This window comes from Bradyrhizobium sp. UFLA06-06 (assembly GCF_054820065.1).
This window is the reverse complement of the sequence record NZ_JADFUD010000036.1, coordinates 16,336-30,552: the sequence shown is the minus strand read 5'-3', so window position 1 is coordinate 30,552 and position 14,217 is coordinate 16,336. Positions and strand designations below refer to the sequence as shown.

The following is a 14,217-nucleotide window of genomic DNA, read 5'->3' as shown; positions in this document are numbered from 1 at the left end:
TAGAACCTTGACTTTTGGTAAAGTGAGTGATTACTCACGACCCAAATGTCTACCTTACGCATGACGAGTGACTTGCGGCGTCAGTTGATCCTGAGCGCCGCAAAGCGGTGTTTCGCCCGCAACGGCTTCGCCGGCACCACGACAAAGAGCGTGGCGGCCGCGGCTGCCATTTCGGAAGGGCTGCTTTTCAAGCATTTCCCGTCCAAGGCGGCGCTCTATGCCGAGATCCTTGCCGAAGAGTGCGAGGCGGATCCCGATCTCGCGCACCTGCTCGGGCAGGAGCCCTCGACTGCGACGCTGGTCGAGCTGGTGCAAGGCATGGTCGGTCACTTCATGCAGCTGCGTGATGCGCCGGACCAGGAAGAGGCGCAGCGGATGCGGCTGATGGTGACGAGCCATCTCGACGACGGCGAGTTTGCGCGCCTGCTCTACGACAAGGTCGGCAAGCTGATCGGTCCGACCTTCGCCGCCTCGCTCGAGCGGGCGATCGCCGCCGGCGAGGCCACGAAGATCGGCGACGAGCCGCTCAACCTGTTCTGGTTTGCGCACCATACCGTGCTGATGGGTGCGCTGACCCAGCTGCCTGCGACACCATGCCTCCCCTACGGCGATGCCGCCGCGGCCGAGCGCCAGCTTTGCCAATTCATCCTTCGCGGCATCGGACTTACCGAAGCCGCAATTTCAACTCATTTGGGCCGCCAGCCGTCGCCGATCGCAGGACCGTCGGTAACTGCAGAAAGTGCATGACATGAATATTCAGACCGAAAGCCACATCTCGGGGCAACCGATCAAGGAGAAGCAAGCCAAGCGTCCCGTCCGCATGGTGCGCTGGTTCATCATCGTAGGCCTGTTGCTGGCCCTGCTCGTCGGTGCGCTGGTCGGCTTCAATGCCTTCCGCAGCCACATGATCGCGCAGTTCTTTGCCAACAATAAGCCGCCGCCGGCGAACGTGTCGGCCGTCGAGGCGAAGACGGAGGTGATTCCGAACCTGCTGACCGCCGTCGGCGATCTCGTCGCCGTGCACCAGGTCAACGTCACGACCGACGTGCCGGGCCGCATCACCGAGATCCTGTTCACCGCCGGCAGCCACGTAAAGGCCGGCACGCCGCTGGTGCAGTTGTTCGACGCACCGGAGCAGGGCGACCTCGCCAACTACAAGGCGCAGGCGACCGTCGGCGAGCTGCAGCTCGACCGCGCCAAGCAACTCGCGTCGCGCCAGTTCGGTCCGCAATCGACCGTCGACACCGCGCAGGCGGCTTACGACCAGGCCAAGGCGGGCATTGCCAAGACCGAAGCGCTGATCTCGCAGAAGCTGGTGCGCGCACCGTTCGAAGGCGATCTCGGCGTGCGCCAGGTCGAAGTCGGCCAGTACCTGACGGCCGGCACCCAGATCGTGTCGCTGACCGATCTGTCGGTGCTGTACGCCAACCTGACCGTCACCGAGAAGCAGAGCTCGCAGATCAAGGTCGGCCAGGCCGTACGGGTCTCGGTCGACGCCTATCCGGGCCGCACCTTCGAGGGCAAGATCACGACCATCGAGCCGCAGATCGCGACCGACACCCGCAACATCCGGGTTCAGGCCACGATCCAGAATCCGGACAGCATCCTCAAGCCGGGCATGTTCGCGACCACCACGATCGTGCTGCCCGGGAAGCCGCCGGTCGTGACCATTCCCGAAACCGCGGTCGACTACACGCTGTACGGCGACTCGGTGTTCCTGATCACCGAGAAGAAGGGCGACGACGGCAAGACCACCCTGACCGCGGACCGCACCTTCGTGAAGACGGGCAACCGCGTCGAGGGCCGGGTCGAGATCCTCAAGGGCCTGAAGGCTGGGGACAAGGTCGTCGCCGTCGGCCAGATCAAGCTGCAGTCGGGCATGGCAGTTGCGATCTCGACCGATCCGCCGCCGCCGGTTCCGGCCGAACCGCCGCGCTACTGATCTTCATTCATCGAACTCGGAGGGCCATCGGCCCTCCGCCACATCTTGCCGCAAGACGGCAGAACACGAATCGAGTTGGCGATGGCCTTCACTGATATTTTCATCAAGCGCCCGGTGCTGTCGGTCGTCGTCAGCCTGCTGATCCTGCTGATCGGCCTGCGCGCGGCGATGGTTTTGCCAATCCGGCAATATCCGAATCTTTCGAACACCGTCGTGACGATCACCACGTCATACCCCGGTGCCTCGCCCGAGCTGATCAACGGCTTCATCACCACGCCGATCGAGCAGGCCGTCGCGTCGGCCGAAGGCGTCGACTACATGACGTCGAATTCGGTGCTCGGCACCTCGACGATTCAGGTTTACGTCAAACTCAATCACGATCCGAACCAGGCGCTGACCGAGGTGCTCGCCAAGGTCAACTCGGTCAAATACCTGATCCCGAAGGAAGCCTTCGATCCGGTCGTGACCAAGGCGACCGGTGACACCATCGCCGTGATGTATCTCGGCTTCTCCAGCGAAGAGCTGACCGGATCGTCGATCTCCGACTACCTGACCCGCGTCGTGCAGCCGGTGCTCTCGACGGTCGATGGCGTCGCGTCGGCCGACATCCTCGGCGGCCAGACTTTTGCGATGCGCGTCTGGCTCGATCCGACCCGCATGGCCGGACGCGGCGTGTCGCCCAACGACGTCGCCGCCGCGATCGCCGCCAACAACTTCCAGGCCGCCGCCGGCCAGACCAAAGGCTTCTTCATCGTCTCCAACGTCTCAGCCAATACCGATCTTCAGAACATCGATCAGTTCAAGCGGATGATCGTGAAGGCGAAGGACGGCGGCTTCGTGCGCATCGAGGACATCGCGACGGTGGAGCTCGCGGCGCAAAGCACGGACGCCAGCGTCGCCTTCAACGGCGAGCATGCGATCTTCATCGGCATCAAGGCGACGCCGCAGGGCAACCCGCTGACCCTGGTGAAGGGCGTGCGCGCGCTGTTCCCCGACCTCGAGCGCAACCTGCCGCCGTCGATGAAGATGAAGGTGGCCTACGATTCCACCAAGTTCATTCAATCGTCGATCGATGAGGTCGAGAAGACGCTCACCGAAGCGGTGCTGATCGTCGTCGTCGTCATCTTCCTGTTCCTGGCCTCGCTGCGGTCGGTGATCATTCCCGTCGTCACCATCCCGCTGTCGCTGATCGGCGTCTGCATCCTGATGCTGGCCGCCGGCTTCAGCTTCAACCTGCTGACGCTGCTGGCGATGGTGCTGGCGATCGGTCTCGTGGTCGACGACGCGATCGTGGTGGTGGAGAACATCCATCGGCATCTCGAGGAGGGCCTGCCACCGGTGCAGGCTTCGCTAAAGGGTGCCCGCGAGATCGTCGGTCCCGTCGTCTCCATGACGATTACGCTGGCGGCGGTGTACGCGCCGATCGGCTTCCTCGGCGGCGTGACCGGCACGCTGTTCCGCGAATTCGCCTTCACGCTGGCCGGCTCGGTGATCGTGTCAGGCGTGATCGCGCTGACGCTGTCGCCGATGATGTGTTCGGTGTTCCTCAAGAGCGCGGACGAGGGGCGGTTCGCCAGGCTGGTCAATCGCGTGTTCGGCGCGTTGACGCGGGCCTATGGCCGTCAGCTCGACCGTTCGCTCGACTACCGCCCGATCACGGCGCTGTTCGCCGTGACCATCCTCGGTCTGGTCGGCTTCCTCTACATGCACATCCAGAAGGAGCTGGCGCCGCAGGAAGACCAGGGCATCGTGTTCGCGGTGACCAAGGCGCCGAAATACGCCAACATCGACTACATCGATTTCTACGGCGACAAGATGGACAAGGAGTTCCAGAAGTTTCCCGAGACCGACCTGCGGTTCATCCTGAACGGCATCACCGGTCCGCAGGGCGGCTTCGCCGGCATGCTGCTCAAGCCGTGGGATGAGCGCAAGCGCAGCGCGCAGGCGCTGCAGCCGCTGGTTCAGGCCGAGCTGTCCAAGATCGAGGGCATCAGCGCGTTCGCGTTCAGCCTGCCGCCGCTGCCCGGCGGCCCCGGCGGTCTGCCGGTGCAGATGGTGATCTCTTCGACGGCCGGATTCCAGCAGGTGTTCGACCAGATGAGCAAGCTGAAGGATGCGGCGCGCAAGAGCGGCCTGTTCATCGTCACCGACAGCGATCTCGACTTCAACCAGCCGGTGGTCCGGGTGAAGGTCGATCGCTCCAAGGCGAGCGACCTCGGCATCACCATGCAGTCGATCGGTGGCGCCCTGGCGACGCTGCTCGGCGGCAACTACGTCAACCGCTTCAATCTGGAAGGGCGCTCCTACCAGGTGATCCCGCAGGTGCCGCGCGCCAGCCGGCTCGCGCCCGAGGCATTCAACGATTACTACGTTCCCACCGCGACCGGGCAGCTGGTGCGGCTGTCGACCGTGGTTTCGGTCGAGACCGGCGTCGATCCCAATGCGCTGACCCACTACAACCAGCTCAACTCGTCGACCTTCCAGGCCGTGCCGATGCCCGGCGTCTCGATGGGCCAGGCGGTGGAGTTCCTGCAGGGTGAAGCCAAGAAGCTGCCGTCCGGCTTCACCTACGACTTCCTGGCCGACTCCCGGCAATACGTCCACGAAGGCAACCAGCTGCTGGTCACCTTCGCGTTCGCCATCATCATCATCTTCCTGGTGCTGGCGGCGCAGTTCGAGAGCCTGCGCGATCCGTTCGTCATCATGATCTCCGTGCCGATGGCGATCGTCGGCGCCTTGATCCCGCTGTTCTTCGGCGTCGCCACCATGAACATCTACACCCAGGTGGGCCTGCTGACGCTGGTCGGACTGATCACCAAGCACGGCATCCTGATGGTGGAGTTCGCCAACGAGTTGCAGCTCAACGAGGGACTCGACCGCCGCGCGGCGATCGAGATGGCCGCCCGGATCCGCCTGCGTCCGATCCTGATGACGACGGCGGCCATGGTCACCGGCCTGCTGCCGCTGCTCACGGCCTCGGGCGCGGGCGCTGCCAGCCGCTTCTCGATCGGGCTTGTCGTCGTGGCCGGTATGACGATCGGCACGCTGTTCACGCTGTTCGTGCTGCCGATGGTCTACACGGTGATCGCGACCGACCACCAGGCCGCGGCCCATTCCGATCGCGCCAAGCAGATCGCCGACTACGAGCTCGACCAGCGTGGCGGCGCGCTGAAACCGACCTGAGCCCTCCAAGCTCATGCTCGCAGAGAAGGCGGCACTGGCGAAAGCCACTGCCGCCTTTTCTTTGTCCCGTGATAGGCTTTGCCGACGGCGGGCAGAAAATACTCGCCTCAGGAAATCCGGAGGAAACAGGCATGGCGAGCGAGTTTGCGGCGGGCAACTACCGGTTCATTCCGGCCGTGTTCCAATATTCAAGCGGCGCGCAGGCGAACGCGGGCTATGAGATCGAGCGGGTGCGCTTCGATCGCCTGCTGCCGCTCGCGGAAGGCTTTGCGCGGATCGCGGCCTACATCCGGGACGCCGGCCGGCCGCTGACCGCGTTCTGCGCCTGCGAATTGCGTTCGCCGGCCGCCTTCACCGAGGACGGCTTCCGGGCTTTCAACCAGCACTACGTCAAGACGCTCGCCGAATGGGGCCTGTTCGACGGCACCATCAATCCGGTGGCGCGCAGCAATGTCTGTCCCGAGATCGATCCGCCGGGCGAGCCATCGTTCCATGCGTTCTCGTTCACGCGGCCGAGCACGACGACGTCGCCGTCCTTCGTGATCGCCGGTGGCGCCGAGGCACGCGGCGGCACCGCCAGCTATCCCGACCGCATCGTTTGCTATCGCGATCTCAGTCCCGGCGCGTGGCGCGAGAAGGTCCGCTTCACCGCGAGCGAGATGGAGCGGCGTCTGGCGGAGTTCAGCTTCGGCTGGCAGGAGACGACGGCGGTGCAGGCCTACACCGTGCACGACATCCATCCGGTGCTCGTCGACGAACTGGTCCGCCGCGGCGCCACCCGCTCCGGCCTGACCTGGCACTTCTGCCGCCCGCCGGTGGTCGATCTCGAATACGAGATGGATTGCAGGAGGGTGTTGCGCGAGGTCGTGATTTAGCTTCCGTCGTCATTGCGAGGAGCGAAGCGACGAAGCAATCCATAGCTCCGCATGCTCGGTGATGATGGATTGCTTCGCTTCGCTCGCAATGACGAGAACTTGGTGTCACGCAACTCTCCCCGTCATCCTGAGGTGCGAGCGAAGCGAGCCTCGAAGGATGCACGGCCACCAGCCGGGCCGTCGACCCTTCGAGACGCGCGTTCCGCGCTCCTCAGGGTGACGGGGAAGAATGGCGCGCGCTCGATACGGCCGACCGGTCACCGCGCCTTCGGATCAAGCGCGTCGCGCAGGCCGTCGCCGACCAAATTGAACGACAGCACGACCAGGAAGATCGCAAGCCCCGGCCAGACCGCCATCCAGGGCGCGCTGGTCAGGAAGCGCTGCGCGGCGTTGAGCATGCTGCCCCAGGACGGCGCCGGCGGCTGCTGGCCGAGGCCGAGGAACGACAGCGCGGCCTCGGCGATGATCGCGGCCGCGATCGACAGCGTCGCCTGCACCAGCAGCGCCGGCAGGATGTTGGGCAGGATGTGGACCAGCGCGATCCGCCAGCGCGGATTGCCCATGGCGCGCGCCGCCTCGACATAATCCTCGACCTTGACGCTCATCACCTGGCCGCGGGTCAGGCGGATGAAGATCGGGGTCGCCGAGACGCCGATCGCGATCATGGCATTGCTAAGACTCGGGCCGAGGAACGCCGCGAGCGCAATCGCCAGGATCAGGAACGGGCAGGCCAGCATGGCATCGGTGATGCGGCTGATCAGCGCGTCGATGAAGCCGCCGCGATAGCCGGCGACGAGGCCGAGCGGCACGCCGATCGCAAGCGCGATGCCGACCGAGATGACGCCGGCAAGCAGCGAGGCGCGGGCGCCGAACACGACGCGGGCGAACACGTCGCGGCCGAGTTCATCGGTGCCGAACCAGTGTTGCGCCGACGGCGCCTTGCGCACCAGCGACCAGCTCGTCGCGACCGGATCATAGGGCACGATCAGCGGCGCGAACACGGCGAGCAGGATAAAGAGCGCGATCACGGTGAGGCCGAGCACGGCACCCTTGCGCCGGATCAGCCGCCGCCAGGCGCGCCGCGCCGGGCTCTCGAGCGTTTCGGCGGCGGCAAGCGGAGCGAGGGGGCCGAGTGCAGCGTCGGTCATCCGATCAGCCCCTCAGCCGCGGGTTGACGAGGATGTAGGCGATGTCAGCGATCAGATTGAGCGTGATGTAGATCGTCGCCGTTGTCAGCACCACGCCCTGCACGACGGCATAGTCGCGGTTGAACACGGCATCGACGATCAGCTTGCCGAAGCCCGGGATCGAGAAGATCTGCTCGGTGAGCACCGCACCCGACAGCAGCGTGCCGAGCTCGAGCGCGCCGAGCGTGATGATCGGTGTCAGCGCGTTGCGCATCGCATGCTTGAGGATCACCGTGCGCTCGGACAGGCCCTTCGCCCGCGCGGTACGGACATAGTCGCTCTCCAGCACCTGCAGCATCGCGCTTCGCGTATGCCGCATCAGGATCGCCGCGATCGCATTGCCGAGCACGAAGGCCGGCATGACGGACGCGGCGAGGCTCGCGCGCCAGTTTTCGCTGAGCGGCACGTAGCCCGAGGCCGGCAGCCAGCCAAGTTCGACGGAGAACAGGAAGATCAGCATGATGCCGAGCCAGAAATTTGGCGTCGAGATACCCCACAGCGCGAATAAATTGGCGCCATAGTCCCACGCAGTGCCGATCTTCACCGCCGAGATGATGCCGGCGGGAATGCCGATCAGGAAGGCGACCACGATCGCCATGCCGGCGATTTGCATCGTAACCGGCAGCTTCTGCGCGATCAGGCTCGACACCGGCATCTTGTTGCGCAGGGACTCGCCGAGGTCGCCCATGAGCACGCCCTTGACCCAATAGGCATATTGCACCGGAATCGGTTGATCCAGGTGATATTGCTGGCGGATCTGTTCGATGACGGCCGGATCGCGCTCCTCGCCGGCCATGACGAGTGCCGGATCGCCCGGCAGCAAATGTTGCAGCGAGAAGATCAGGAGCGAGACGAAGAACAGCGTCGGGACCAGCTGAACCAGCCGCTTGGCGAGGAAGTTCAGCATTGTAGGCCCCGCGTGTCCTGCGCTGCGGCGATCATTTCAATTTCAGCCCGACCACGCGCACCAATCCATCCGGCATTTGGCGGTAACCCTCGACCTTGGTGGAGTGCGCGATCAGGAGTGTGCGGTGATAGATGTAGATGATCGGCTCGTCATTGAGCACGACCCTAGTCATCTTCTCGTAGATTGCCTTGCGCTGGGCGGGATCATTGATCAGCCGCGCATCTTCCATCAACTTGTCGGCTTCCGCGTTGGAATAGCCGCCATCGTTCTGCGGCGCCTTGGTGTGCAGGAAGACATAGGAATTGCCGTCAGGGTCGATCCGGCCGCTCCAGTTGATCTGAAACACCTGAAATTCGCCGGCCTGGGCCTGCTTGAAAGTCGTCGCAAATTCGACCACGCGGATCTTGATGTCAAAGCCTGCTTCGGCCGCCATCGACTGCACGACCTGGGCTACGGCTTCGTTCTCGGCGCCTTTGGGGACCATGTAGTCGATGGCGACGGGCAGCGTGACACCGGCCTCCTTCAGCAGCGCCTTGGCCTTGGCAATGTCGCGTCCGCGAACCGGAAACGCCTTCTGATAGTAAGGATGCGTCGGGCTGACCCACTGATTGCCCGGCGTGAACTCGCCGTTGAAGACGACCTGGTTGAGCGCCTCGCGGTCAATCGACAGATCGAGCGCCTGGCGCACCTTTTCCGACTGGCTGAGCGGCCCCTTGCTCTTGTCGTTGCCGATGTTGATGGTGAGGCCGAGATAGCCGAGTTCAGGTGCGGTCGACAGCACGAGCCGCTTGTCAGCTCGGACGTCCTTGATATCGGTGGCGAGCACGCGCTCGATCAGATCGAGCCCGCCGGATTTCAGATTGGCGAGCCGCACCGTGGCATCGACGATAGGAAGGAACACGATGCGATCGATGAAGACGTTGTCCTTGTTCCAGTAATCCCCGAATTTCTCGAACACCATGCGGTCCTGCTGCACGCGTTCGACGAACTTGTAGGGTCCGGCGCAGACTGGATGCAGCCCGAATTTGTCGCCCGCTTCCTTCACCGCCTTCGGCGAAACCATCATGCCGGCGCGGTCGGTCAACTGGGCGATCAGGGGCGAGTAGGGCGTCTTGAGCACCAGCTTGATGGTCAGGGGATCAACGACGTCGACGTGGTCGAGCGCAGCCAATTCCGGTTTGCGAAACGAGGTCGGCAGCGTCAGATGGCGCTCCAGCGAGAATTTGGCGGCTTCGGCGTCAAACGGCTCACCGTCGTGGAACTTGACGCCCGGCCGGAGCTTGATCGTCATCTCCTTGCCGTCGGCCGAGTTCTCGTAGGACAGCGCGAGCTGCGGAACGATGTTCAGCTTCTCGTCAATGTCGAACAGCTTGTCGCAGAAGGCTGAAAAGACGATGCGGCCGACATAGGTGCGTCCGATTGAAGGATCGAGGATGTCGGGGTCCTCGGCGAGCCCGATGCGAAGTGTCGTCTCGGCACGCGCGCTCGTTCCGCACCAGGTCACGAGGGCCGCCATCAGGACCGCCAAGCGCCAAAATCTCATCGCCAACCCCTTATTCCCTACGCCTTTGTTCCCTGTGAAATAACCCCGGGCTGCCCCGAGGCTTCCGCCGCATTGAACGCCGCCACCAGCTTTTCCAGTGTCGGCGAGAACCCGCCATCGGAGGGCACGATCGCCTCCGCGCCGGGCAGCTCGCCCGTTCGGTGACAGGCCGTTGCATATCCGGTGCCATCTTCGCGCAACTGCGGCACTTCGCTGCGGCAGCGCGCGATCACATAGGGGCAGCGGGTATGGAAGCGGCAGCCGGAGGGCGGATTGAGCGCGCTCGGCAGCTCGCCCTCCAGCACGATGCGGCTGCGCCTGGCGCGCGGCTTCGGCACCGGGATCGCCGACAGCAGCGCGCGGCTATAGGGATGGCGCGGCGCGGCGAACAGCGCTTGTGCATCCGCCGTCTCGACGATGGTGCCGAGATTCATCACCGCGACGCGGTCGGCGATGTGCTTCACAACGGCCAGATCGTGCGAGACGAAGATGTAGGCAAGCTTCAGGCGATCCTGCAGGTCGCGCAGCAAATTCAGGATCTGGGAACGGATCGAGACGTCGAGCGCCGACACCGGCTCGTCGCAGATGATCAGCTTCGGCTCGACCGCAAGCGCGCGGGCAATCGCGATGCGCTGACGCTGGCCGCCGGAGAATTCATGCGGATAGCGCCGCGCGAAGCGCGGCTCGAGCCCGACCAGACGCAACAGCTCCTCGACCCGCGCGCGGCGGTCCGCGGCCGGGACGAGACTATGCAGCGCCAGCGGCTCGGTCAGGATCTGGCTCACCGTCATGCGCGGGTTGAGCGAGGCGTAGGGGTCCTGGAAGATCAGCTGCGCGTCGCGGCGGAATGCGCGCAGCTGCCCGGCATTGAGCGTGCCGAGGTCGCGGCCCTCGAAGCGGATCCGTCCGGCATCCGGCTCGATCAGCCGCAGCACCAGCCGGCTGACGGTGGATTTGCCGCAGCCGGATTCGCCGACCAGCGCCAGCGTCTTGCCGGCCTCGACCGTGAAGCTGACGCCGTCGACTGCCTTCACATGGGCGGTCGGCCGGCCGATCAGCGAGCGTTCGGCGACGAAATGCTTCACCAGCCCTTCGACCTCGAGCAGCGCGGTCATGACACCAGCCGCTCCAGCGGCGCGCGGATGCAGCGCGAGGCGTGGGTCGGGCTCAGCATCGCGAGCGGCGGCGGCGCTTGGGTGCAGGCAAGTTCCACGAACGGACAGCGCGCGGCAAAGCGGCAGCCGGCGGGCGGGTTGGCCATATTCGGCACCATGCCCTCGATGGTGGCGAGATGGCTGGTGCGGCGGTCGAGCCGCGGGATCGAGCCGAGCAGGCCGACAGTGTAGGGACTGTCTCTTATACACATAGTTCGTCGGCAGCGTCAGATGTGTATAAGAGACAGTCCCGCATCAGATCGAGGATCTGCGCCTGCAAGGTGACGTCGAGCGCGGTGGTCGGCTCGTCGGCGATCAGAAGCTGCGGATCGCAGGCCAGCGCCATCGCGATCATCACACGTTGGCGCATGCCGCCGGACAGCTTGTGCGGAAACTCGTCGATGCGTTTCTCGGGCGAGGGGATATGGACGCGGCGCAGCAGCTCGATGGTGCGTTCGCGCGCCGCGCGCCGGGAGCCGCCGCGGTGGCGCAAGATGGTCTCGGTGATCTGGTCGCCGATGGTGAAGCTCGGGTTGAGCGAGGTCATCGGCTCCTGGAAGATCATCGCAAGGCGATTGCCGCGCAGGTCGCGCAGCGTCGTATCAGGCACGTCGAGCAGGTCGAAGCCGTCGAAGCGGATCGCGCCGGAGACCGCGGCGGATTGCTTCGGCAACAGCCCCATGATCGCGAGCGAGGTCACGCTCTTGCCGCAGCCGGACTCGCCGACGAGGCCGAGCGTCGCGCCCTTGGCGACGGAAAGATCGACGCTGTCGACGGCATGCGTCTTGCGGCCGTCATCGCCCTGGAAGGTGACGCGCAGGCCTTCGATCTCGATCAGCGGGCCTGCCGTCATTCGCGGCTCGTGGTTGCCGTGGCGATGCCGGCGTCGATTGTGGCGCGATCGCTGGTTCCGGCCGGGTTGCCGCGGGTCGGCATGAAGCTCCGGAACGGCACCCAGTGCTCACGGCTGACGGCTTCCAGCCGCTCAAGCTCGCGCAGGGGATCGGCGTGGTCGTCGACGCGCAGGTCGAGCGCCGGCCATTCCTCCGCGCCGTGGATCAGAAGCGCCGCCGATTGCTTGCCGCGCTTGTCGCCGCCGGCCGCTTCGCCGGCGAACATCGCCTTGATCAGCCGTTCCGCGAACGGCAGCTTCTCGTTCTCGGCATAAATGCGCGCGGTCTCGTCGAGCACTGCGGGTCCGGCCAGCATGTTGCCGGCGATCGAGAACCCGTCGCCGGCGATATGGCCGAACCAGTCGATGCAGTCCTTGCCGGAATGCGCCGCGATGCGGCCCCTGGCGTCCATGACATGGACCTGCCGGCTCTCGCGGCCGCTGTCGGGCGCAATCAGCGCCGCGATCACCTCATACGGGCTGTTGCCGCCGCGTAACAGCGCGAGGCCGTCGATGCCGTAATAGGGATTGACCAGCGCTTGCGTCGCCACCGCGCCGATTGCGGGTGCGATGTGCGGCACCAGCGCGCCGACCGCGAAGAACCGCGTCGCGACGGCGATGCCGAGCTGGCCGGTGGCGCTGTCGCGGGCGATGATCGACCAGGTCATCTCAAACCTTCGTGCTTAGCGGCCTGCGGCGTAACCCTGCATGCCGCGCGGATTGGCGGCGGCGCGGCGGCGGGCACCGACCTTCGAGGCCGCGGTGAGGCGGCCTTCCGACCAATCGGGACCGATCTCAACCACATGGCCGCGGCGCTTCAATTCGTCGATGGTCGATTTCGGCACGCGGTTTTCCAGCACCAGCACGCCGGGCCGCGACGTGCGCGGCCAGAACGAAATCGGGAAATGCTCGGAGTGCCAGGCCGGCGCGTCGATCGCCTCCTGCAGATTGAGCTTGGCGTGGACATGGCGCAGGAAGAACTGCGTGATCCACTGGTCCTGCTGGTCGCCGCCCGGCGAGCCCCAGGAGAGATACGGCTCGCCGTCGCGCAGCGCCATGGTCGGCGAGAGCGTGGTGCGCGGCCGCTTGCCCGGCGCGAGCGAGGCAGGGTGGTTCTCCTCGAGCCAGAACATCTGGGCGCGGCTGCCGAGGCAGAAGCCGATCTCGGGAATCACCGGCGAGGACTGCAGCCAGCCGCCGGACGGCGTCGCCGAGATCATGTTGCCGGCCTTGTCGATGATGTCGAAATGCACGGTGTCGCCGCGCACCTCGCCGAACCGGCCGACGGTCGGCTCGCCCGCGCCCATGGCGCCGACCGCTTCGCGATGCCCTTCGGCGTGTCGCAACTTTACGACGCCGCCGAAGCCTTCGACCGAGCCGGGGCGGAAGTCGAGCGAAGCCTTGTCTTTTGAGATCAGCTTGCGCCGTTCGTTGTTATAGGCATCGGACAGCAGCGTCTCGATCGGGATCGCGGTGAATTTCGGATCGCCGTAGAACGTCTCGCGATCGGCATAAGCGAGCTTGGCGGCTTCGATCTGCAGATGGATGAAATCGGGGCCTGCGGGATCGAGCCCGTCGAGCTCGAAACCCTTCAGCAGCGCGAGCTGCTGCAGCATCACCGGACCCTGGCTCCAGACCCCGGCCTTCTGCACGGTGTAGCGGCCGTAATCATAGGTGAGCGGCGCCTCGATGGTCGGTTGCCAGCGTGCCATGTCGTCGGCCGACAGCACGCCGCGATGCGGCGAGCCGGAAACGTCCATCACCTCCTGGGTGCGACAGAACTTGTCGATCGCCTCGGCGACGAAGCCCTTCGACCAGGCCTGCCGCGCGCGCTCGATCTGCGCGACGCGGTCACTGCCGGCGCTCTCTGCCTCATCGAGGATGCGTGTGTAAGTTTCCGCGAGCTTCTTGTTGGTGAAGATGGTGCCGGGCTTCGGCACCTCGCCACCAGGCAAATAGACGTCGGCCGATGTGGTCCAGTATTTCCGGAACAGTTGTTCGACGGTCTTGATGGTGGCCGATGCACGCTCGACAAGCGGGTAGCCGTCGCGGGCGTAGGCGATCGCGGGCTCCAGCACGTCGCGCAGCTTCATGGTGCCGTAGTCGCGCAGCAGCAGCGTCCAGGATTCGAATGTGCCGGGCACGCAGGCCGCAAGCAGGCCGGTGCCGGGCACCATCTCGAGCCCCTCGCTGCGGTAATGCGCGATGGTTGCCTTCGCCGGCGCCGGGCCCTGGCCGCAGATCACCTCGCTCTTGCCGCGCTTGACGTCGTGCACGATGATCGGCACGTCGCCGCCGGGGCCGTTCAGATGCGGCTCGACCACCTGTAGCGTGAAGGCGGTGGCCACTCCGGCGTCAAAGGCGTTGCCGCCTTTCTCCAGCGTTGCCATGCCGACCGCGGTGGCGATCCAGTGCGTCGAGGTGACGACGCCGAAGGTGCCTTCGATCTCGGGCCGCGTTGTGAACGGATCGGGGTTGATGTTGCTCATGGCGATTGACCGTTCGTCGGTTTGTTGTTGGACCTCTTCGGCGGG

At 65.2% G+C, this 14,217-nt stretch carries 10 protein-coding genes and 1 pseudogene; 4 read left to right on the top strand and 7 right to left on the bottom strand.

What is annotated here, in order from left to right:
* The first annotated feature begins 45 nt into the window (after positions 1 to 45).
* The 4 genes from IF803_RS26955 (at position 46) to cnbZ (ending at position 6,000) form a co-directional block, all read left to right on the top strand.
* Positions 46 to 747 (top strand): TetR/AcrR family transcriptional regulator, encoded by a 702-nt coding sequence (locus IF803_RS26955; protein ID WP_026192475.1) that lies wholly within the window; start codon positions 46 to 48, stop codon positions 745 to 747.
* A 1-nt stretch (position 748) separates the two neighbouring features.
* The gene (locus IF803_RS26950; protein WP_016842923.1) at positions 749 to 1,942 is read left to right on the top strand and encodes an efflux RND transporter periplasmic adaptor subunit; all 1,194 of its coding nucleotides are present in this window, start codon (positions 749 to 751) and stop codon (positions 1,940 to 1,942) included.
* A gap of 81 nt (positions 1,943 to 2,023) precedes the next feature.
* On the top strand, positions 2,024 to 5,125 hold the full coding sequence (locus IF803_RS26945; protein ID WP_461194131.1) for a multidrug efflux RND transporter permease subunit: 3,102 nt from the start codon (positions 2,024 to 2,026) through the stop codon (positions 5,123 to 5,125).
* A 131-nt stretch (positions 5,126 to 5,256) separates the two neighbouring features.
* Positions 5,257 to 6,000, top strand: coding sequence for a 2-amino-5-chloromuconate deaminase CnbZ (gene cnbZ, locus IF803_RS26940; protein ID WP_461194130.1), 744 nt, complete (start codon positions 5,257 to 5,259; stop codon positions 5,998 to 6,000).
* Positions 6,001 to 6,257: 257 nt separating this feature from the next.
* On the opposite strand, the gene IF803_RS26935 is transcribed toward cnbZ, so the two are convergent.
* From IF803_RS26935 to IF803_RS26905, 7 genes and pseudogenes are all read right to left on the bottom strand, one after another.
* Positions 6,258 to 7,148 carry an ABC transporter permease gene (locus IF803_RS26935; RefSeq protein WP_461194128.1) on the bottom strand — a complete coding sequence of 297 codons (891 nt, stop codon included), beginning with the start codon at positions 7,146 to 7,148 and terminating at the stop codon, positions 6,258 to 6,260.
* 4 nt (positions 7,149 to 7,152) lie between these two features.
* A complete protein-coding gene (locus tag IF803_RS26930) occupies positions 7,153 to 8,094 on the bottom strand; it encodes an ABC transporter permease (RefSeq protein ID WP_038383844.1) in 942 nt (313 codons plus the stop codon).
* Between the two features lie 31 nt (positions 8,095 to 8,125).
* The gene (locus IF803_RS26925; RefSeq protein ID WP_461194126.1) at positions 8,126 to 9,637 is read right to left on the bottom strand and encodes an ABC transporter substrate-binding protein; all 1,512 of its coding nucleotides are present in this window, start codon (positions 9,635 to 9,637) and stop codon (positions 8,126 to 8,128) included.
* 17 nt (positions 9,638 to 9,654) lie between these two features.
* Entirely contained in the window at positions 9,655 to 10,752 is a 1,098-nt protein-coding gene (locus IF803_RS26920) for an ABC transporter ATP-binding protein (RefSeq protein ID WP_461194125.1), read from the bottom strand.
* A pseudogene (locus tag IF803_RS26915) lies at positions 10,749 to 11,644 on the bottom strand (ABC transporter ATP-binding protein). Before IF803_RS26915 ends, IF803_RS26920 begins: the two are co-directional and overlap by 4 nt.
* Positions 11,641 to 12,351, bottom strand: coding sequence for a DUF1028 domain-containing protein (locus tag IF803_RS26910; RefSeq protein ID WP_461194124.1), 711 nt, complete (start codon positions 12,349 to 12,351; stop codon positions 11,641 to 11,643). Before IF803_RS26910 ends, IF803_RS26915 begins: the two are co-directional and overlap by 4 nt.
* 15 nt (positions 12,352 to 12,366) lie before the next feature.
* Positions 12,367 to 14,172 carry a gamma-glutamyltransferase family protein gene (locus IF803_RS26905; protein WP_461194123.1) on the bottom strand — a complete coding sequence of 602 codons (1,806 nt, stop codon included), beginning with the start codon at positions 14,170 to 14,172 and terminating at the stop codon, positions 12,367 to 12,369.
* Positions 14,173 to 14,217: the final 45 nt, after the last annotated feature.